Annotated in this window: 17 protein-coding genes; 9 read left to right on the top strand and 8 right to left on the bottom strand. The window is 74.1% G+C overall.

Going from position 1 to position 19080, the window contains the following annotated elements; translation table 11 throughout:
• Positions 1–99: 99 nt before the first annotated feature.
• The 3 genes from Dvina_RS54350 to Dvina_RS21360 all read left to right on the top strand — a co-directional run bounded on the left by Dvina_RS54350 (position 100) and on the right by Dvina_RS21360 (position 4993).
• Entirely contained in the window at positions 100–1338 is a 1239-nt protein-coding gene (locus Dvina_RS54350; protein ID WP_246656356.1) for an RICIN domain-containing protein, read from the top strand.
• A 26-nt stretch (positions 1339–1364) separates the two neighbouring features.
• Positions 1365–4295, top strand: a complete 2931-nt coding sequence (locus Dvina_RS21365; RefSeq protein WP_223104228.1) for a helix-turn-helix transcriptional regulator — start codon at positions 1365–1367, stop codon at positions 4293–4295.
• 134 nt (positions 4296–4429) lie between these two features.
• On the top strand, positions 4430–4993 hold the full coding sequence (locus Dvina_RS21360) for an RICIN domain-containing protein (protein ID WP_223104227.1): 564 nt from the start codon (positions 4430–4432) through the stop codon (positions 4991–4993).
• 28 nt (positions 4994–5021) lie between these two features.
• Here Dvina_RS21360 and Dvina_RS21355 read toward each other — a convergent pair whose 3' ends face one another.
• The gene (locus Dvina_RS21355) at positions 5022–5414 is read right to left on the bottom strand and encodes an OsmC family protein (protein ID WP_223104226.1); all 393 of its coding nucleotides are present in this window, start codon (positions 5412–5414) and stop codon (positions 5022–5024) included.
• A 17-nt stretch (positions 5415–5431) separates the two neighbouring features.
• Positions 5432–6478, bottom strand: a complete 1047-nt coding sequence (locus Dvina_RS21350; protein WP_223104225.1) for an SDR family NAD(P)-dependent oxidoreductase — start codon at positions 6476–6478, stop codon at positions 5432–5434.
• Between the two features lie 42 nt (positions 6479–6520).
• Between Dvina_RS21350 and Dvina_RS21345 the strand changes: the two genes are divergently transcribed.
• The 5 genes from Dvina_RS21345 to Dvina_RS21325 all read left to right on the top strand — a co-directional run bounded on the left by Dvina_RS21345 (position 6521) and on the right by Dvina_RS21325 (position 11830).
• A complete protein-coding gene (locus Dvina_RS21345; RefSeq protein WP_223104224.1) occupies positions 6521–7375 on the top strand; it encodes an LLM class F420-dependent oxidoreductase in 855 nt (284 codons plus the stop codon).
• On the top strand, positions 7372–8232 hold the full coding sequence (locus Dvina_RS21340) for an SDR family oxidoreductase (protein ID WP_223104223.1): 861 nt from the start codon (positions 7372–7374) through the stop codon (positions 8230–8232). The genes Dvina_RS21345 and Dvina_RS21340 overlap by 4 nt, the downstream gene beginning before the upstream one ends.
• Complete coding sequence (locus Dvina_RS21335; RefSeq protein ID WP_223104222.1) at positions 8222–9367, top strand: acyl-CoA dehydrogenase family protein; 1146 nt, start codon at positions 8222–8224, stop codon at positions 9365–9367. The genes Dvina_RS21340 and Dvina_RS21335 overlap by 11 nt, the downstream gene beginning before the upstream one ends.
• An 11-nt stretch (positions 9368–9378) precedes the next feature.
• Positions 9379–10404 (top strand): acyl-CoA dehydrogenase family protein, encoded by a 1026-nt coding sequence (locus Dvina_RS21330; RefSeq protein ID WP_223104221.1) that lies wholly within the window; start codon positions 9379–9381, stop codon positions 10402–10404.
• A 925-nt stretch (positions 10405–11329) separates the two neighbouring features.
• On the top strand, positions 11330–11830 hold the full coding sequence (locus Dvina_RS21325; RefSeq protein ID WP_246656355.1) for a GNAT family N-acetyltransferase: 501 nt from the start codon (positions 11330–11332) through the stop codon (positions 11828–11830).
• Here Dvina_RS21325 and Dvina_RS21320 read toward each other — a convergent pair.
• Both Dvina_RS21320 and Dvina_RS21315 read right to left on the bottom strand, forming a co-directional pair.
• Positions 11814–12692 carry a GNAT family N-acetyltransferase gene (locus Dvina_RS21320; RefSeq protein WP_246656354.1) on the bottom strand — a complete coding sequence of 293 codons (879 nt, stop codon included), beginning with the start codon at positions 12690–12692 and terminating at the stop codon, positions 11814–11816. The genes Dvina_RS21325 and Dvina_RS21320 overlap by 17 nt on opposite strands.
• Before the next feature lie 22 nt (positions 12693–12714).
• Positions 12715–13590, bottom strand: coding sequence for an SDR family oxidoreductase (locus Dvina_RS21315; RefSeq protein ID WP_223104220.1), 876 nt, complete (start codon positions 13588–13590; stop codon positions 12715–12717).
• 51 nt (positions 13591–13641) lie between these two features.
• Here Dvina_RS21315 and Dvina_RS21310 point away from each other — a divergent pair, with 51 nt between their 5' ends.
• Entirely contained in the window at positions 13642–14211 is a 570-nt protein-coding gene (locus tag Dvina_RS21310; RefSeq protein WP_223104219.1) for a TetR/AcrR family transcriptional regulator, read from the top strand.
• 3 nt (positions 14212–14214) lie between these two features.
• Here Dvina_RS21310 and Dvina_RS55235 read toward each other — a convergent pair whose 3' ends face one another.
• The 4 genes from Dvina_RS55235 to Dvina_RS21295 all read right to left on the bottom strand — a co-directional run bounded on the left by Dvina_RS55235 (position 14215) and on the right by Dvina_RS21295 (position 19043).
• A complete protein-coding gene (locus Dvina_RS55235) occupies positions 14215–14340 on the bottom strand; it encodes a hypothetical protein (RefSeq protein WP_281428397.1) in 126 nt (41 codons plus the stop codon).
• 64 nt (positions 14341–14404) lie between these two features.
• Positions 14405–15604 (bottom strand): lanthionine synthetase LanC family protein, encoded by a 1200-nt coding sequence (locus Dvina_RS21305; protein WP_223104218.1) that lies wholly within the window; start codon positions 15602–15604, stop codon positions 14405–14407.
• Complete coding sequence (locus Dvina_RS21300; protein WP_223104217.1) at positions 15601–16869, bottom strand: glycosyltransferase; 1269 nt, start codon at positions 16867–16869, stop codon at positions 15601–15603. The genes Dvina_RS21305 and Dvina_RS21300 overlap by 4 nt, the downstream gene beginning before the upstream one ends.
• A complete protein-coding gene (locus Dvina_RS21295; RefSeq protein WP_246656568.1) occupies positions 16866–19043 on the bottom strand; it encodes a glycoside hydrolase domain-containing protein in 2178 nt (725 codons plus the stop codon). Before Dvina_RS21295 ends, Dvina_RS21300 begins: the two co-directional genes overlap by 4 nt.
• Positions 19044–19080: the final 37 nt, after the last annotated feature.

The raw sequence follows: 19080 nt of genomic DNA, 5'->3' as shown, positions 1-19080 counted from the left end.
ACGCCATCTGAGCGCACAGATAGGGCGATCGCCGTATCCGCCCGGACCGTCTTAGCCGCACGGTGTAGGCAGGCATCGACGAGCGACGAGGAGACGATCATGATCCGGGCAATCGGCCGGGTGGCGGCGGCGCTGGCGGGCGCCGCCGGCCTGCTCGCGGCGGCACCGGCCCACGCGGACGACGCGCCCCGGCCGGACCCCGGGCCCGTGCAGTTCACCGCGGCCGGCGAGCACCTCTTCACCGTGCCGGACGGGGTCTACGCGCTGCACGTCGCCGCGGTGGGGGCCCGGGGTGGCAGCGCCATGTCTCCCGGTGGCGTGGGGGCCCGGGCGGAAGGCGACGTCGTCGTCATGCCGGGGCTCGCGCTCTATGTGGAGGTCGGCGGCGCCGGTGGCAATACCGTCCCCTACGGCGGGCACGCCGCCATCGGCGCCGGCGGGTTCAACGGCGGCGGCACCGGCGGATTGGCCGAGTGGAAGGGCGACACCATACCGGGTCTGCCCGTACCCCCGCTCAGCGGCGCGGGCGGCGGCGGGGCGTCCGGCCTGCAGCTGTGCCCGATCAGCACCTGCGGCGACTCGAGCCGGCACCGCCAGTCGCTGCTCGTCGCCGGGGGCGGCGGCGGTGCGGGCGCGGACGGCGCGGGCGGCGCCGGTGGGACACCTGTCGGGCAGGCCGGATTCAGCGTCCGCCACCCGGACGTGGTCGCCCCCGGCGGCTCGGCCGACCCGGGCGGGCAATACGACCGGAACGGCCGGAACGGCACGTACTGGGGCGGCGGTGGTGGCGGTGGCGGATACAGCGTGGGCTCGGGCTCGGCGGCCGACCTGTACGCCGCCGGCGGCGGTGGCGGATCGAGCTCCGGCCCTCCCGGCACCGTCTACGCCCGGGCGGGTGACGATGCCCCGGCCGCCGTGACCCTCACCCCGATCCGGTTCGCGACGCGGCTGACCGCGGCGAAGAGCCCGGCGCTGACGGTGCAGGTGGCCGGCTCGTCGACAGTCGCCGGGGCCCGGATCGTGGCCGGGGCGCCGACCGGAGACGCCGGCGAGACCTGGCGGTTCGAACCGGTCGGCGAGTTCTACCAGATCGTCAACGCCGGCAGCGGCCTGTGCCTGACCACCGATCAGAACGCCGGTCACCCCCTGTACCAGTGGTGGTGCGCCCAGACCGGCGGGCAGCTGTGGCAGCCGGGGAGCGGGTTCAACCTGATCGCGCCCGCGGTGCTGCGCAACGCCGCGAGCGGGCTCTACCTCGACCTCGACAACGCCGGCAACGTCGACGCGCGCACGTTCACCGGCGCCGCCGCGCAATACTTCCGCGCACCCCCGATCTGACCCCCAAGGCGCGTATTGTCGTCGATGTGATCGGGGGTCTCGCCAGTCCTGTCCTGATCGGCCGGCGTGCGGAGCTGGAGCGGCTGCACGCCCTGCTGGACCGGGCGGTCGCCGGACAACCCGTGATGGCCCTGCTCGCGGGTGAGGCCGGGGTCGGCAAGACCCGCCTCACCGGCGAGATCGCCCGCGCGGCCGCCGAGCGCGGGGTGCGGGTGCTCAGCGGCGGCTGCGCCGAGCTGGGCGGGGAGGGTATCCCCCTGGCGCCGCTGGCCGACATCCTGCGCACGATCGTGCGCACTACGCCGCCCGAGCACCTCGACGCGTGTTTCGGCCCCGCCCGGCGGGAGTTTGCCCGCCTGCTGCCGGAGCTGGACCCGGCCGCCGCCGGTGCCGCGCCGTCCGACGGTTCGGCCGCCCAGCTGCGCGAGCACGTCCTGGGGCTGGTGACCCGCCTGGCCGCGGACCGGCCGATGCTGCTGATCGTCGAGGACCTGCACTGGGCCGACCGGTCCACCCGCGACCTGGTGGCGTTCCTGATCCAGACGGTGCGCGAGGTCGGCGTCCTCCTGCTGATCACGTACCGCTCCGACGAGCTGCACCGCCGCCACCCGCTGCGGCCGCTGCTGGCCACGTGGGAGCGCAACCGCGGCGTGGACCGCATCGACGTCGAGCGCTTCGGCCGGGCCGAGGTCGCCGCGCAGGTGGAGGCGATCGCCGGTGGCCCGTCCGCGGCCCGGCTCACCGACGTGGTCTACGAGCGCTCGCACGGCAACGCGTTCCTGGTCGAGGAGATCCTGGCCGCGGTGGCCGGCGGCGCCGACCCCGGCGACCTCCCGCCGTCGCTGCGCGATGTGCTGCTGGCCCGCACCGAGGCGGTGTCCGGCCCGGCCCAGGAGATCCTGCGGGCGGCCGCGGTGGCCGGCCCGCGGGTCACGGAGCGCCTGCTGCAGATCGTCGCCGCCGTCCCCGAGACCGCGCTGCACCCGGCCCTGCGCGAGGCCGTCGAGCACCACCTGCTCGTCGTCGACGCGTCCGGCCGGGGCTACACCTTCCGCCACGAGCTGACCCGCGACGCGCTCTACGACGACCTCCTGCCCGGCGAGCGGGTCCGCCTGCACGCCGCCTACGGCCATGCGATCGCCACCGACCAGGGCCTGCTGGCCGACGACGGCAGCGTCGCGGGCGTCCTCGCCCACCATTGGTACGCCGCGCTCGACCTGCCCCGGGCCCTGGCCGCGTCGGTGGCCGCCGGCACCCAGGACGCCGCCGGGCTCACCCCGGCCGAGGCGCTGCGCCACCTGGAGCGGGCGCTGCAGATCTGGCCCCGCGTGCCGCTCCCGGCCAGCGTCGCCGGCCTGGCCTGGTCCGAGGTCGGGCTGTGCGCCGTGGAGGCGGCGGTCGGCGCGGGCGAGCTGCAGCGGGCCCTGTCCCTGATGGACGAGGTCATGTCGGCGGCCGGCGCCGGCGCCGACCCGGTCGAGCACGCCCGGCTGGTGCACCGGCGCTCGGCCGTCCTGCGCTGGCTCGGCCGGGACGAGGAGGCCACCCGGCAGCTGCGCGACGCGTTGACCGTGCTCCCGGCCGCGCCGGTGACGAGCACCCACGCGGAGCTGCTGGCCGCCCTGGCCAACTCGCTCGCGCGCAGCGGCGAGGACGGTGAGTGCGAGGTGGTCGCCCGCCGGGCGGTGGCCGCGGCGACCGCCGTCGGGGCCACCGCGGCGCGGGCCGATGCCCTGGTCAGCCTGAGCGTCACCTGCTATCTCGGCGATCCCGGGACGGGACTGGCGGCACTGCGTGAGGGGCTGGCGCTGGCCACCGCCAACGGCCTGCACAGGGTCGCCCTGCGCGGCCACATCAACCTGTCGGACTGCCTGGAGCTGCTCGGCCGGCACGCCGAGGCGGCCGAGGTCGCCGCCGCCGGCATGGCCCTGGCCACCCGGCTGGGTCATGGCCGGTCCCAGGGCGCGATGCTGGCCGGCAACGTCGCCGAGCCGCTGATCCGCCTCGGGCGCTGGCAGGAGGCCCTGGACCTGATCACGGAGTCGCTTGCCGAGGACCCGCGCGGCGTGTTCGCGAGCACGCTGCTGATCCTGCGCGGCGAGCTGCACCTGTGGCAGGGCGACACGAGCCCGGCCCGGCACGACGCGGCCGAGGCCCGCCGCCAGCTCGGCGGCGGGGACGACGACGTGCAGTACAGCCTGCCGATCGCCTATATCGAGGCCGACCTCGACCGGATCGCCGGGGCGTTCGCCGCGGCCCGGGACCGGGTCCGGGCCGCGCTGGACCGGCCGATCGCCGGCACGGCCGTCCGCTACGCCTGGCCACTGCTCTGGCTCGGCCTGCGGATCGAGGCCGACGACCCGGTGGGCGCCGCACCCGCGGCCGCGACGGCAGCGCTGCGGGACCTGGCCGCGACCGTCGACTGCAGCACCGCACCGGCCGCGGCCTACCGGGCGCTGGCGGAGGCCGAGGTGGCCCGCCGCGACGGGCGGTCCGAGGTCGCCGCCTGGCGGGCGGCCGGGGACGCGGCGCGCCGGGCCGACGAGGCCTACCTGCTGGGCTACGCCCTGTTCCGGCTGGCCGAGGCCCAGACCGCGGCGGGTGACCCGGCGGCCGCGGCCGCGACCGCCCAGGAGGGCCTCCGGCTCGCCGACGAGCTGGCCACCACCGTCGCCGAGGACATCCGGACGCTGATCCGCCGGGCCCGGCTGCGCACCGATGCCGAGCGGCCCGGCCCGGCCGGGCCGCAGCGCCGGTTCCGGCTCACCGACCGCGAGCACGAGGTGCTGGTCCTGCTGGCCGAGGGGCGCTCCAACGCGCAGATCGCGGCGGCGCTGTACATCAGCCCGAAGACGGCGAGCGTCCACGTCTCGAACATCCTGGCCAAGATCGGGGCGGCCAACCGCACGGAGGCGGCCGGCACCGCCCACCGCCTGGGTCTGCTGGCGGCGTCCTAGGCATCGCGGTCGCGAGCCGGTGACGCCTACCCGACCGGCGCCTACGGATTTCGCCCGATGAGCGGCCCGGTGTCTTATTCCTAGCGTGGTGTCCAGCCCGGTCACACCGGCCGGCGCAACACCCGGAGGGCACCATGTTGAAGAAGCTCGCGTTCGCACTGACGCTCACCCTGGCCGCGATCACCGGCGTGGTCGTCGTCGGCGGCGGCTCGGCCGCCTGGGCCGGATACAACAACATCGCGCTGCAGAGCAGGATGGACTACCGGCTGATCATGGAGGTGCCGGGCTGGTCGGTCGGGTCCGGCATGACGATCCACACGAACTGGACGAACTCGACGACAGCCAGCAGCGGCTACGCCGGCACGAACCAGCTGTGGAGCGTCCCGACGTACGGCACCGGCTACATCAGCAACATGCACAGCAACATGTGCATCGAGACCGACGGCCTGGCGGGCGACGCCGTCTACCAGTGGCCGTGCAACGGCTCGGCGCACCAGCAGTGGCGCTTCGACGAGCTCCAGGAGTGGGACTGGACGATCCTCAACTACGACCACTTCCTGCACATCGTCAACCCGGCCAGTGGGCTCGCCCTCAACATCCGCGGCGGCAACACGAGCCCTGGCGCCACCGTCATCGGCTGGCCGGTGGCGAGCCCGGACAGCTCGAACCAGGACTGGTACCTCAACGCCAGAATCTAGCGAGGCGCACGGTGCGCCGGGCCGGGGCTCAGGCCCCGGCCCGCTCGACCGCCGCGCCGGCGCGGATGGCCCGGGGGATCTCGGCGACCTCGTCGACCCGCTGCAGGAGCCGTTCCCGGTCCTCGGTGGGCGCCGGCGTGTCGAGGTCGACGCGGTACGTGATGCCCGTCGACGACCAGGTGCCCGGGTCGAAGCCGCCCGCGGCCGTCACCCGGACCCCGTCCAGGTGCACGCCGAGCGTCTGCGCCTCGCGGTAGAGGTCGTTCAGCACGCACCCGGCCGCGGCCAGATGCAGCAGGTGGGCGCCGGTGAACTCGGCGTCGACGGTGACGCCTTCGGGTGTCCACCGGTGCGGGAATGCGACCGCCTGCCCACTGCTCGACCGGAGCGAGCCCGCTGCGACGGTGACCGAGAAGTCCATCTGATCATCTTCGCCGGTCAGGCCCCGTAGCCGCCGTCGACGTCGAGTTTCTGACCGGAGATGAACCTGGCCCGGTCGCCGGCCAGGAAGCAGACCGCCTCGGCGATGTCCACCGCCGAGCCGAATGTGCGCAGGGGCGTGTTCGCCCGCGCCGCCTCGAGTGCGCGTTCGTGCAGTTCACCGCTCGCGATCAGCCGGGTCGCCATGCCGTCGACGAGCATGCCCGGGCCGACGCAGTTCGCCCGCACACCGAAGCGGCCCTCCTCGGCGGCGATCCCGCGCACCAACTGCTCGACCGCGCCCTTGGGCACCGCCGACAGCCCGTCCCGGGCCGGATACCGGCTCGTGGCCGCCGTCGTCACCGCGACCAGGCTGCCGTGCGAAGCGCGCAGCGCGGGCAGCGCGGCGTGCACGATGTTGAACGCCGCGAGCACATCCTGCGCGATCTGCCGCGCGAACCGCTCAGGCTCGACGCGGCTCAGGTGCAGCATCGGCACGTGCGGACCGGCCGCGTGCACGAGCGTGTGCACCTCCCCGGCCGCCGCCATGAGCGCGGCGCACGCCGCCGGGTCGGTCAGGTCAGCCCGCACGGTCACAGCGCGCAGCCCCCGCCGCCCGTCACCACCCGGCGCGAGGCCGTCGCCGGCCTCACCACCCCGGGCGCGGCCGTCGGCGGTTCCGTCCCCGCCCCCGTCACCGTCGCCCGTATCGCCGCCGCGCATGGTGCCGTGCGTGGTGCCGTGCGTTCGGGCGCCGTCGCCGTGGTCGGTGAAGCCGGTGGCGTGAACCGTTGCGTCGCCGGCCGGCGTGGTGGACGGCCCGGCGTTGCGCCCAGCCCCCGGCCCGCTCGGCCCGCTCGGCCCGGCGACGACGGAGGGCGCGGTGGTGGGCGGCAGGGCGTTGAGTTCGGCGGCCAGAGCCGCGGCGGCGGTGGCGTCGGAGCGGTAGGCGAGCACGACCCGGCAGCCGCGCGCCACGAGCATGCGGGCCACGGCGGCACCGATGCCGCCGGTGGCGCCGGTGACCACTGCGACCCCCGGGCGGTTGGCGAATTCCTGCTGCATGGCGGGTACGTTACCAAGCAAGCGTTTGGTAGAGTACCCGCCGTGGAGCTGAAACTCGGGGTCATGCCGGCGCACGGCCGAGCCGCCCCGGCCACCGTTGCCCGGTTCGTGCGGCGGCTGGAGGAGCTCGGCTGCGAGTCGGTGTGGGCGGTCGAGCACGTCGTGGTGCCCGACGCCTACGACAGTTCGTACCCGTACGACCCCACCGGCCGCATGCCCCTGGCCACCGGCGACGACATCCCCGACCCGCTGCACTGGCTCACGTTCGCCGCCGCGCACACCACGAGCCTCAAGCTCGGCACGGCCATGCTCATCCTGCCCGAGCACAACCCGGTCGACCTCGCCAAGCGACTGGCCACAGTGGACGTGCTCAGCGGCGGGCGGCTGCTGGCGGGCATCGGCGTCGGGTGGCTGCGCGAGGAGTACGACGCGCTCGGCGTCCCCTTCGCGGAACGCGGCGCACGGGCCGACGAATACCTGGAGGCCATGCGCGCGCTGTGGACGCAGGCGCCCGCACAGTACACAGGCCGCTTCGTTGCGTTTGGTCCTGTGCATTCACGGCCGTGGCCGACCCACGGCACGGTGCCGATCGTCGTCGGCGGGCACAGCCTGGCCGCGGTCCGGCGGGCGGCCCGGTTCGGCGACGGGTGGTATCCGCTCGGCGTGCGCGGTGACGAGTTCGCGCGCCTGCGCCAGGCGCTGCGGGACGAGTGTGCGGCGGCCGGCCGGGACCCGGACGCGGTCGAGGTGACCGCCCGAGCGCCCGGCGACCGCGGCGAGCTCGAACGGCTGCGCGCACTCGGCGTGGCCCGGGTGGTCATCCGGGCCGACCCGGACGACCTGGTCGGGCTGCAGGACAAGGTGCGTCGCTACCAGCGGGAGGTCCTGAACACATGAGAACCGTCGTCATCACCGGCGCCGGGCAGGGGCTCGGCCGCGCGCACGCGCTCGCGTTCGGCGCCGCCGGGTATCACGTCGTGCTCAACGACCTCGGCGCCGAACGGCTCGACGCGGTCGCGGCGGAGTGTGCCACGGCCGGCGCCACGGTGACCGCGGTGCCCGGCGACATCGCCGACTGGGACTTCGCCGCGTCCGTCGTGCAGCGGGCGGTGGCCGCAACCGGGCGCCTCGACGCGCTCGTCAACAACGCCGGGATGACCCGCGACCGGATGGTCACCAACATGACCGAAGCCGAGTGGGACGACGCGATCCGGGTCAACCTCAAGGGCCACTTCGCGCCGCTGCGGCACGCGTCCGCGTACTGGAAGGGGCTCGCGAAGGCCGGCACGCCGGTCGCCGCGCGCATCGTGAACACCACCTCCGGCGCCGGGCTCATGGGTAACGTCGGGCAGGTGAACTACAGCGCCGCGAAGGCCGCCATCGCCGCCGTCACGGTGGTGGCCGCGGCCGAGCTGGAGCGCTACGGCGTCACCGTCAACGCCATCGCCCCCAGCGCCCGCACCCCGATGACGGCCGACGTGTTCGCCGACGCCATGCGCGCGCCCGACACCGGCTTCGACGCGATGGCCCCCGAGAACGTCTCACCGCTTGTCGTCTGGCTCGCGTCGCCGGAGGCCGGCTTCGTCACCGGCCGCGTCTTCGAGGTCTCCGGCGGCAGCGTGAGCATCGCCGACGGCTGGCAGCACGGCCCGGCCACCGACGCCGGGCGCCGTTGGGACCCGAACGAGCTCGGCCCCGTCGTGCGCGACCTGCTCACCCGGGCACCTCAGCCGGCGGCCGTGTATGGAGCCTGAGTTCCGCGCGGAGGTGCGGGCGTGGCTGGCCGAGCACCTCACCGGCCGGTTCGCGGTGCTCGTCGGCAGCGGCGGCCCCGGGCGCGAGCACGAGCACCTCGAGCTGCGCGCCGAGTGGGAGCGAGCGCTCGGCGCGGCCGGCTGGATCGGGCTGGGCTGGCCGCGGCCGTACGGTCGCGGTGCCTCCGTCGCCGAGCAGGTCGTGTTCTTCGAGGAGTACGCGCGGGCCGGCGGGCCCGGCCGCCTGAGCCACATCGGCGAGTACCTGCTCGCGCCGACGCTCATCGCTCACGGTACCGAGGCGCAGCGGTCCCGGTTCCTGCCGCCGATCGCCCGCGCCGACGAACTGTGGTGCCAGGGCTACTCCGAACCGGGCGCCGGCTCCGACCTCGCGGGCGTGCAGACCCGCGCCGAGCGCACCGGCGACCGCTGGCGCATCACCGGCCAGAAGGTCTGGACGTCGCTGGCGCACATCGCCGACTGGTGCTTCGTGCTCGCCCGCACCGATTTCGAACACAAACGCAAGGCCGGTTTGTCGTACCTGCTGGTGCCGATGCGGCAGCCCGGAGTCGACGTGCGGCCGATCGTCCAGCTGACCGGCACCTCCGAGTTCAACGAGGTCTTCTTCGACGGGGCCGAGACCGACGCCGACCTGGTCGTCGGCGCGCCCGGCGACGGCTGGAAGGTCGCGACGAGCACCCTGGCCTTCGAGCGCGGGGTGGCCACCCTCGGGCAGCAGCTGGGCTTCGCCCGGGAGCTGCAGTCCATTGTGGATCGGGCGCGGGTCACGGGTACCCTCGAGGATCCGATCGTCAGCGACCGGATCGCCGCAGCCTGGGCCGGCCTGCAGGGCCTGCGCCACCACGCACTGCGCACGCTCGGCGCGACCGAGCCCGACCCGATCGCCGCCTCGGTCGCCAAGCTGCTCTGGGCCACCTGGCACCGCGACCTGGGCGAGCTGGCCCTGACCGTCGAGGGCCCGGCGGCGACAGTTGCCCGGGCCGCGCCCTACAACCTCACCGACGCCCAGCGCCTGTTCCTGTTCACCCGGGCCGACACCATCTACGGCGGCTCGAACGAGATCCAGCGCAACATCATCGCCGACCGTCTCCTCGGCCGCGTCCCCCGAGCGTAGGAGTGTCCACAGTGGAGATCGACGCGGCGTTCGCCGGCGAGTTCACGCCGGAGCAGCTGGCGCTGCGCGACTCGGTCCGCGCCTTCCTGGCCTCGCCCGGCTACAGCTGGGCGAGGCTCACCGGCGAGCTCGGCCTCACCGCACTGGCGATCACCGAGGAGCACGGCGGCTTCGGCGCCACCCCGGTCGAGGCCGGCCTCGCGCTGGAGGAGGCCGGCGCCGCGCTGCTGTCGGCGCCGCTGCTGTCCACGACGGCCGCCGCCCTGGCCCTGGACCCGTCCGAGCCGGCCGCGGCCGACCTCCTGCCGGCGCTCGCCGAGGGCAGCACGGTCGCCGCGCTCGCCCTGGGCAGCGGCGTCGAGGCCCGCCCGGCCGCGCCCGGCCCAGTCCAGGACGGCCACGCCACACACCTGCTGGACGGCCGGGCCGAACACGTCCTGGACGGCGACACGGCCGGCGTGTTCATCGTCGAGGCCGGCGGCGACCTGTACGCGACCGACGCCGCCGTGGTCCAGCCGGTGCCGACCATCGACGACACCCGCGGCCAGGCCACCCTGATCCTCACCGCCACCCCGGCCCGGCGGGTCGCCCGGGCCGGCGCCGCCCACGCCCTGGCCGTCATGCACGCCCTCCTGGCCGCGGAGTCCATCGGCGTGGCCCGGGCCTCACTACAGTCCACTGTGGACCACCTGCGCAGCCGCCACCAGTTCGGCGTGCCGCTGGCCTCGTTCCAGGCCCTCCGCCACCGGGTGGCCGACCTGTACGTCATGCACGAACAGGCGACCTCGACCGCCCGCTACGCCCTGCGCACCTTCGGCACCCCGGAGTTCGCCACCGCCGCTCCCCTGGCCAAACTGACCGCCACCGAGGCCGCCTGGACGATCACCCGCGAGTCGATCCAGCTGCTGGGCGGCATCGGCTTCACCTGGGAACACCCCGCCCACCGCTACCTGAAACGCGCCACAACCAACCACCTCCTCTTCGGCGCCCCACCCACCCTCCGCCGCCAACTCCTGCCCCACGCGCTCGCGCATTAACAGACGCCGCCACACATACACCCACTGTCGCCAAACACACGCACACTTACGCGCGGCCGCCCACATGTGAGCGGCCGCACGCATCCACTTGCACGAACGCGACTGTTCGCACGTCTTCATTCAGGAGCAGACGCACCTTTACGCGCTCAGCTCGGTCGTTCTGCACATTCGCACACGTCTACACGTTCGCACGGCTGGGCGCTCGCACGGCTGGGCGCTCGCACGGCTGGGCGCTCGCGCAGTCGACGTGCGCACGGCTGGGCGTTCGCGCAGTCGGACGCTCGCACAGTCGGACGCTCGCACAGTCGGACGCTCGCGCAGTCGGACGCTCGAGCAGTCGGACTTTCGCGCGTCTGCATGTTCGTGCGTTTGTGCGCTTGTGCGCTTGTGCGCTTGTGCGCTTGCAACTTCGCATGCAAGCGAGTTGCGCGTCTGGGTCGGCCGGTCTGCGCGGTTGCAACTTCGCACGTGAGCGGGTGCACATTTCCGTCGCTACGCAGGACCCAGGATGCTCGTTCGCCCGGCCTGCTCTGCACGCGGCGGACAGCGATGCACGTGGTGCCCGCGTGAGATGCGCGTCCACGTGGCGCCAGATGTGCGTTCGCGTGGTCGGCATCGCCCAGTGACTGCCGTAAACGTTGCGTGGTCAGCGGCGCGTGGATGGCTACGCCGCTCGCTTGGCCGGGCGACGCGGCTGCGTGTCTGGGCGCAGATGGGCTGCGGGCATGCGAGGCGCGCCCTGAGCAGCGGCGGCAGTATGCGTTTATGTGCGGGGTGCTGTGCGTTTGCGTGGACGCGCACTGTGGACGGTGTTCGTCTCGTGGGCGAGCACCGTCCGCGCCGAGCCCGCCGCGCAATTTGCGGGTGTCAATCGTGGTTGTCACCGCTCCGGCCCGGTGCGGGCGGGCCGGATAGGGTCGGCGGTATGCCGGAGATGCTTATCCGACCCGCCCGCGAAGCTGACCTGGCCGCGTTGGAGCGGCGGTTGCCGACGGGGCGTAACCGGTACCACGATGCTCGGTATGCGCGACAGATCGCGGGGCACGGCACGTACCTGCTGGCGTTCGTGGGCGGCGAGCCGATCGGCCACGCCTCGCTGCTCTGGGACGGCGGCCATGCGGAGCCGGTGCGGGCGCGCTTCCCCGGCTGCCCGGAGATCAACGCCCTGGCGGTCGCCGCGGCGTGGCAGTCGCAGGGTATCGGGACCGCGCTGATCCGGGCCGCCGAGACGCTTGCCACGCAGCGCGGCTGCCGGCAGATCGGGCTCGGCGTCGACGACGGCAACCCGCGGGCGGCGGCCCTCTACCTGCGCCTCGGCTATCGGGAGACGGACCTGCACTACATGGACTTCTACCACTACACCGACGAGACCGGCCGCCACGAGGTCGCCGACCCGTGCCGGTTCCTGATCAAGCAGCTGGCCTGAGCGGCTCCGGCGGCACCCGGTAGCCGTGGAAGCGGACCGGACGGCGCACGACGAACCCCAGCCGCTCGTACAGCCGGATCGCCCCCGTGTTCGCCGCGGCGACGTGGAGCAGGACCCGCTCGCCCCGCCCGAGAATCCCGTCGATCGCGCGCCGGACCACCCGCTCGGCCAGGCCCCGGCCGCGGGCGTGCGGTGCGGTGCACACGGCGCTGATCTCCGTCCAGCCGGGCGGTGCGAGGCGCTCCCCGGCCATGGCCACCAGCGCACCCTCCTCGCGCACACCGCAGAAGGCACCCATCTCGATGGTCCGCGCCCAGAACGGCCCCGGTCGCGCCTGCTCGGTCAGCGCCAGCATGTCCGGCACATCCGCCAGTCCAAGCCGCACCAACGCCGGCCGCGCCGCCGCCGAGCCCGCCGCCGAGACCACCGCCGCCGAGCCCGCCGCAGAGAGCACCGCCGACGAGACCACCGCCGACGAAGCCGCCGCAGAGAGTGCCGCCGCCGAGCCCGCCGCAGAGAGCGCCGCCGCCGAGCCCGCCGCAGAGAGCGCCGCCGCAGAAGGCTCCGCTCCGGCCGGGCCGGTGGCCGGCCGGTCGAGCACCATCTGGAAACCGTCGAGCTCGAACACCGGCTCCCAGTCCCCGGGCGGCGTCACCGCGGCACTGAACAGGTCGGCGAATGCTCCGGGCCCGAGCAGGCGGGCCAGGTCGTCCCAGTCGGCCGCCACCGGCTCCGCCGGCACCGCGGCGAACGTCGAGACCCCGTCGACGTAGGTGGCCGCCGACCCGGCCCGGCGGGCGAGGTGCGCGTGGCGTCCCCGTAGCGACGCCCCCACCGGATCGTCGAGCTCGTGCGCAGTCACGCCACGAACGGTAGCCGACGGCTCACGCGCGGGCGGCGACTGCTCCGCGGGTGTCCTTCGGGAAGTGCCGGCGCAGGTCGGCGGCCACGAGCCGGTCCAGCAGGCGGCCGGGCAGGACGCGGGCCAGGCGGGTGAGGACGGCGGCGTCGCGGCCGATCGTGTAGCGGCTGCGCGGGCGGGGGGTGGTCGCGGCCTTCGCGATGACCCGGGCGGCGGCGTCGGCGGAGCGGCCGGCCTTCGTGAACGCGTCGGCGTGCGCGACGACCGCCTGCATCAGGCTGCCGTAGCGCCGGCGCTGCGGGTCCGTCATGGCGGCGGCCAGGCCGACGGCGGCCGCGGCGCCGCGGCCGTTCATCGCCGTCTGCACGCCGCCGGGCTCGACGATCACGACCTGGACGCCGTGCGGGGCGAGCTCCTGGCGCAGCGCATCGCTGACGGCCTCGAGCGCGAACTTGCTCCCCGCGTAGGCGCCGTAGGCGGGCATGGCGACGCGCCCGCCCAGTGAGCTGATGTTGACGATCCGGCCGCGGCTGCGCAGGAGGGCCGGCAGCAGCGCCTGGGTGACGGCGACGTGCCCGAACAGGTTGACCTCGAACAGGCGGCGCCAGTCGGCCAGCGGCAGGGCCTCGACCGGCGCGTTGACGGCGATGCCGGCGTTGTTGACCAGGGCCCGGACGGTGGCGCCGTCGACCCGGGCGGCCAGGGCGGCGATCTGGTCGGCGTCGGTGATGTCGAGGATGACCGGCTCGACGCCGGCCGCGCGGAGGGCGTCGCCGTCGCGCTCGCGGCGGACCCCGGCCAGCACGTGGTAGCCCTGCCGGGCCAGCTCGCGGGCGGTGGCCGCGCCCATGCCTGTCGAGGCGCCGGTCACGACGACGATTTCATGTGACGTTGTCATATGAATGAAGGTACGCGTTTCATGTGACAGCGTCAACCGTAGAATGGGTGCATGGTCGCCCGTGCCAAAGCCGCCGCCGCCACCCGCCGCGCCCTGCTCGACGCCGCCGCCGCGCTGCTCGACGAGGGCGGGCCCGACGCCGTGACGCTGCGCGAGGTCGGGGCCCGTGCGGGTGTGAGCCGGGGCGCGCCCTACGGGCACTTCCCCGACAAGGAGAGCCTGCTCACCGCGGTCGCGGCCGAGGCGTGGGACCGGCTCGGCGAGCAGGTGCACGCCCTGCGCGCCGACCCGGACCGCTCGCCGGCCGAGAAGCTGCGCACCGGCCTGGCCGGGCTGATGGCCGTCGGACGCGGCCACCCCCACCTGTACCAGCAGATGTTCATGACCCCGGCCGGCGACCCGGAGGCGGTGGTCCGCGCGGCGCAGCGCAGCCAGGACGAGTTCCTGGCGATCGTCACCGAGGTGGTCGGCGCGGCGGACGCCCACCGCTACGGCGCGCTGCTCATGACAAGCGTCCACGGCATCATCGGCATGACCGTCTCCGGCCACCTCAACCAGGAGAAGTGGCACACGTCCGCCGAGGAGCTGCTGGACACCCTCGTGACGATCGTCGCGCGGTAGCGCTCAGCGCCGCAGCAGCAGGTTCGCGCCGAGCGTGCACAGCACCGACAGCAGCAGTGAGCCCAGGATCATCAGCAGGCAGCCCAGCGGGCCGCCCATCACGCGCACTTCGACGTTGCCGATTCGCATGGCCGACGGATACCCGCCGTGGCGGCGGTCACGCATCTGCGGCCGGCAGTGACGGCCGCGGTGATCAAGCGGACCGGTCCGCCGATGCCGTCGTCACCCGCAGACCGGCCGGCACGGCGAACCAGTTGTCCGGCCGGTCCACGATCGGGGCGCTCGGACCACGGTCGAGGACGCGCTCCAGGCGCAGCAGGAACGCGGCGATTCCGGCGGCGCCCTGCATCCAGCCGGTGCCCGGCGGGAGCAGCGGCTCCTCGCTGCGGTACTCCACGAACCGCCAGTATCGCCCGTCGACGGCCCGCTCGACCAGGGCGTCGCCCATCCGGCGGGCACCGTCGAGGTAGCGCTCGTCACCCAGGGACTGGTAGGCGTCCAGGAGGATGTCGCCGACGCCCGCGGTACCGCAGCAGCGCCCGTCGTTGTCCCAGAAACCCGGTCGCAACCGCTCCGGGATCCCCGATGACAGCGTCGAGTGCAGGCACCGGCGGCGCAGGTCGTCGACCGCGTAGCCGCCGACCGACTCGACGCCGGCGTGGGCCAGGGCGGCGAAGACGTGGGAGGTGCCGGCCGGTCCGTGGCACCAGGTGTACGTCACCGGCTCCACCTCCCGCGTGGAGCGCGGGATGGTGTGCTCCAGGACGAACCCGCCGCCGGACAGGTCCGCGATGGCGAGCAGGTGCGACACGCCCTGGACGGCGGCGTCGACCCGGCCGGTGAGGGCGAGCGCGGTGGCGACGCCCGCGGTGCCGTGCGAGTAGTTCGGGGAGCTGGACCGGTAGCCGGGCTTCATCCGCCAGTCGAGCCCGCCGGGCGCCGGCTCGGCCCCGGCGACGAGCGCGTCGGGCAGCGTGCCGGTGTCGACCCCGAGCCAGGACTGCGTCAGCAGCACACCCGCCGTGCCGGAGATGATGTCGTGGTACTCCGGCGGCGCCACGTCGAGCGCCGGGACCCGGCCGGGGTCGAGCAGCCGCAGCGCCGTCGCGTCCCCGGCCAGCCCGTCGAACAGCGACACGTCGGTCCGCGTCGCCGCCTCCCGGGCGAGGCGGGCCACGATCGCCTCCGCCAGCGCCGACTCGCGAGCCGTCGGCGCGCGATACTGCCGGATCTCGGCCAGCACCGGCGCGAGGCCGGCGATCCCGGCGTACAGCGAGTCCCGGTCACCGGCGAGCGCGCCGGGAACCGATACCGGCAGCCACGGCCCGTCGGAGTCCTGGACCTGGTCCAGCACCCACGCCCAGGCCGACTCGCCGAGTGTCCGGTATGTCACCGCACGGACGGTACCGCATCCGGGAACAGCCGGTCGAACACCGCGGTCCGCTCGAAGGCCATGGCAAACGCACGGGCCCGGGCCTCCCGCGCGGCCCGCTCGGCCGGCGTCATCTCCAGGATCACCCGGTCGGTCGCGGCGGCCAGCCCGTCGACGTCGAACGGCTCGACGATGACGGCGGTGTCGCCGACCGCCTCGCCGGTGCCGCCGGTCAGCGTGGTGATCACCGGGCCGCCGCCGGCCAGCATCTTCTCGGCCAGGGCGATGCCGAAGGTCTCGACGAAGTCGGGCTCCGGGCGGGTCGGCAGGGCGTAGGCCGCGCAGCCGCGCATGAGCAGCGGCTTCTCGTTGTCGTCGACGTCGGTCAGCAGGACGATCCGGTCGTCGCCGGCGGCCAGGGCGCGGATCTCGTCGAGGGCCGGGCCGTTGCCGGCCACGACCAGCTTGACCGTCGAGCGGCAGCGCATCCGCTGGTAGGCGTGGACGAGGTCGTGGATGCCCTTGGCCCGGGCGACGCGCGAGAGGAACAGGATGTACCCGTCGCGCTCCAGCCCGCGGCGAGCCAGCGCCCGGTCGACGTCGTCCGGGTCCAGGTTCAGGTACGCCGAGGCGTCGATGGGCGGGTAGCCGATGGTGACGCGGTGCGCGCACTGCTCGGCGAAGCGGGTGCCGCAGCGGGCGTCGACCTGCTCGGCCGCGGCCACGATCTCGTCGGCCGTGTACTGCGAGACCGCGACCAGCTCGTCGTTGCCCAGGAACGTGGTGAACAGGGCGATCGCCGCGCCCATCCGGTTGTCGCGCAGGCAGGAGCGGATCACGTTCGTGACGTCGGAGCCGACGGCCTTGGCGACCGTGCGCACCGTCGGGTTGAAGCCGGCCGCGCGGACCGCGGTGACGGCGTCGGCGACGACCGTGGCGTGCGGCACCAGGTACATCGACAGGCACGTCGTCGGCACCGGCTCCAGCAGCAGCTCGGTGAGGCGCCCGGTGAGCCCGGCCAGGTGGCGGCCGTCGGGGACGCGGTAGTCGCCGACGGGTTCGGGGCGCTCGACGGTGATGCCGGGGCTGTAGGGCAGCAGCCGGTCGAGGGGTTTGAGCGGCAGGCCGGCCGCCTGCAGGGCCGCGATCGGCCAGGTCAGCAGCCGCACGTCGTCGAAGCCGCGCTGGAGCGCGACCTCGGCCAGGTTGCGGGCCTCGCCGGAGTGCCCGCAGATGACCGGGTCGGCCCGCACGACGATGACGAGGCGGCGGTTGATGTACGTCACCTGGTCTCCTTAAGACCGAAAACCTGATCCGAGGCGGACGGGGGCCGGACTTTGCGCCCCCAATCCGACGGCTCCGGGCCGAGCCGCAGGTGCAGCCGGCCCCCTCGATGGACGTCGGCGGCACTGATGTGGGTTGCGTCCAGGGGCCGGCCGTTGAGGGTCACCGACTGGACGTACTGCGGTGCCGGGTCGCGGTCGATCCCATCGGCGCCGATGGGGTTCGCCCGGTGCCCGCTGGTCTCCACAATGAACTCCCGGTCGTCGATCCGCACGGCGGAGCGCTCGAACGCGGGCGCGTTGATCAGGAACAGGCTCTGGCCGGCGACCGGAAAGAGGCCGAGCGAGGCCCAGACGTACCAGGAGCTCAGGCCGCCGGAGTCGTCGTTGCCCGGCAGCCCGCCCGGGCCGGTGCCGAACTGCCAGGTCAGTGCCGCCTGGACGACCTCGGCGGTGCGGTCGGGGCGCCCGGCGTAGTGGTACGCCCACGGTGCCTCCATGTCCGGCTCGTTGTTGAGGCCCTCGAACCGGTTGAGGGCGTAGCCGGCGAGCATCTCCGCCGGTGGCGGGCGCCGCCCCGGCTGCGTGACGGGGCCGGCGCCGTAGCCGAAGAACCGGTCGAGGTTGTCGATGAACTCGGCGTCGCCGCCGCCCAGCGCGATGCGGGCGGCCATGTCGTGCAGCAGGCGGAACGAGTAGTTCCACTTGCCGCCCTCGTAGAACTCGGAGTCCCGCAGCAGGCCGGTGACCGGGTCGAACGCGTTGATCCAGTGCCGGCTGCGCCGCTCCAGGTCCTCGGCCAGGTGCACGTCGTTGAGCGCGCGGGCGACCTGGGCCGTGCAGTGGTGGGCGTAGGCGAGGTCGAGGGTGTGGCTGATCGGGTGCACGATGCCGTGCTCGAAGAAGTCCTCACCGTACATCCGCCGCAGGTCGTCGACCATGTGCACGAGCGCCCAGTTCCAGTCCAGCGGCGCCCGGCCCAGTGCCTGGGCGTCGGCGAGCACCGTGTGGGCGAGGGCGCTGGCCTGGCGGAAGAACCGGTCGGCGCCGCGGGCCATCCGGTAGCCGATCGGGAAGTTGCCCTCCTCCTCGCACACCCGGATCAGGGACTCCAGCAGGTCGGCGGCCCGGTCCGGGGCGAGCGCGGCCAGCAGCGGCAGCTGGGTCTTGTAGATGTCCCACATGGTGCACACGTCGAACGCGAACGGGCCGGAGGTGGGCCAGAACGGGCTCTCGTCGTCGGCGAAGCAGGGCTTGATGAGGCTGTGGTACAGCGAGGTCGCGAACACGGTCCGCCGGGCCGGTGTGCCGCCGTCGACCTGCACCCGCCCCATCAGGTCGCGCCAGCGGTCCCGGGTCGCCTCCCGGACCAGATCGAAGGCGGGCTCCTCGGTACCGCACTCGAGCTGGAGATTGCGCGCCGCCTGCTCGCAGCCGCGCAGGGAGAAGCCGAGGCGGATCTCCACCGTCTGGCCGGCCCGGGTCGGACCCATGAAGAGCATGCCGAACGGGCGCAGGGTGGTGTGCCGGATGCTGTCGAAGTCCAGCCGGGTGCCGCCGTCGATGAGCCGCCGGTCGTACCACAGCATCTGGCGCCAGCGGGGGTTGACGACCTCGGCGTGCACGGAGAGCGGGACGCCCTCCATGACGACCGTGCCCTGGACGTGCCCGTGGCCCAGGCTCTCGCAGTGGGCGCGCAGCGGCACCGTGCGGCCCAGGTCGATGGCCAGGCCGCCGACGGACAGGTCGATGACGATACGGGCGCTGCTGCTCTCCGGGAACGTGTAGCGGTGCACGGCGACCTTCTCGCCGACCGTGATCTCGCAGCGGATGCCGGTGCCGAGGGTCGCCGCGTAGTACCCGGCCTCGGCCACCTCGTCGCGCAGCGGCCACGCCTCGCCCAGCGCGTCGAGCGCCTGGACCATCGGCGTGACCTTCACGTAGTTGTAGTACTTGCGGATCGCGCCGGTGCCGGACTGCTGGAAGTGGGTGAACCCGCTGGCCTGGAGCCGGTCGAAGAGCAGCTCCGGCACGCCCTCGGTGTTCTTGGCGTACCGGCCGTAGCCGGTGGGGTACGCCCCGGAGTACGCGCAGGCCGAGACCATGCCCAGGGGCGAGGTCGCCCCGGGGTGCGTGTTGCCGACCTGCGGTTTGGGCCACCACCAGCTGGCGGCCAGACCGTGCGCGGCGGGCAGGTCGGTCGCGGAGGTGCCG

The organism is Dactylosporangium vinaceum (assembly GCF_019904175.1).
In the GTDB taxonomy this organism is placed as follows: domain Bacteria; phylum Actinomycetota; class Actinomycetes; order Mycobacteriales; family Micromonosporaceae; genus Dactylosporangium; species Dactylosporangium vinaceum.
This window is presented reverse-complemented; position numbering and strand designations above follow the sequence as displayed.

Excerpts from the sequence above, each read along its gene's own strand:
- Dvina_RS54350 (WP_246656356.1), top strand. The coding sequence starts at position 100 with ATGATCCGGGCAATCGGCCGGGTGGCGGCGGCGCTGGCGGGCGCCGCC.
- Dvina_RS21355 (WP_223104226.1), bottom strand. The coding sequence starts at position 5,414 with ATGGACTTCTCGGTCACCGTCGCAGCGGGCTCGCTCCGGTCGAGCAGT.
- Dvina_RS21340 (WP_223104223.1), top strand. The coding sequence starts at position 7,372 with ATGAGAACCGTCGTCATCACCGGCGCCGGGCAGGGGCTCGGCCGCGCG.
- Dvina_RS21360 (WP_223104227.1), top strand. The coding sequence starts at position 4,430 with ATGTTGAAGAAGCTCGCGTTCGCACTGACGCTCACCCTGGCCGCGATC.
- Dvina_RS21325 (WP_246656355.1), top strand. The coding sequence starts at position 11,330 with ATGCCGGAGATGCTTATCCGACCCGCCCGCGAAGCTGACCTGGCCGCG.
- Dvina_RS21350 (WP_223104225.1), bottom strand. The coding sequence starts at position 6,478 with ATGCAGCAGGAATTCGCCAACCGCCCGGGGGTCGCAGTGGTCACCGGC.
- Dvina_RS21315 (WP_223104220.1), bottom strand. The coding sequence starts at position 13,590 with ATGACAACGTCACATGAAATCGTCGTCGTGACCGGCGCCTCGACAGGC.
- Dvina_RS55235 (WP_281428397.1), bottom strand. The coding sequence starts at position 14,340 with ATGCGAATCGGCAACGTCGAAGTGCGCGTGATGGGCGGCCCGCTGGGC.
- Dvina_RS21310 (WP_223104219.1), top strand. The coding sequence starts at position 13,642 with ATGGTCGCCCGTGCCAAAGCCGCCGCCGCCACCCGCCGCGCCCTGCTC.
- Dvina_RS21335 (WP_223104222.1), top strand. The coding sequence starts at position 8,222 with ATGGAGCCTGAGTTCCGCGCGGAGGTGCGGGCGTGGCTGGCCGAGCAC.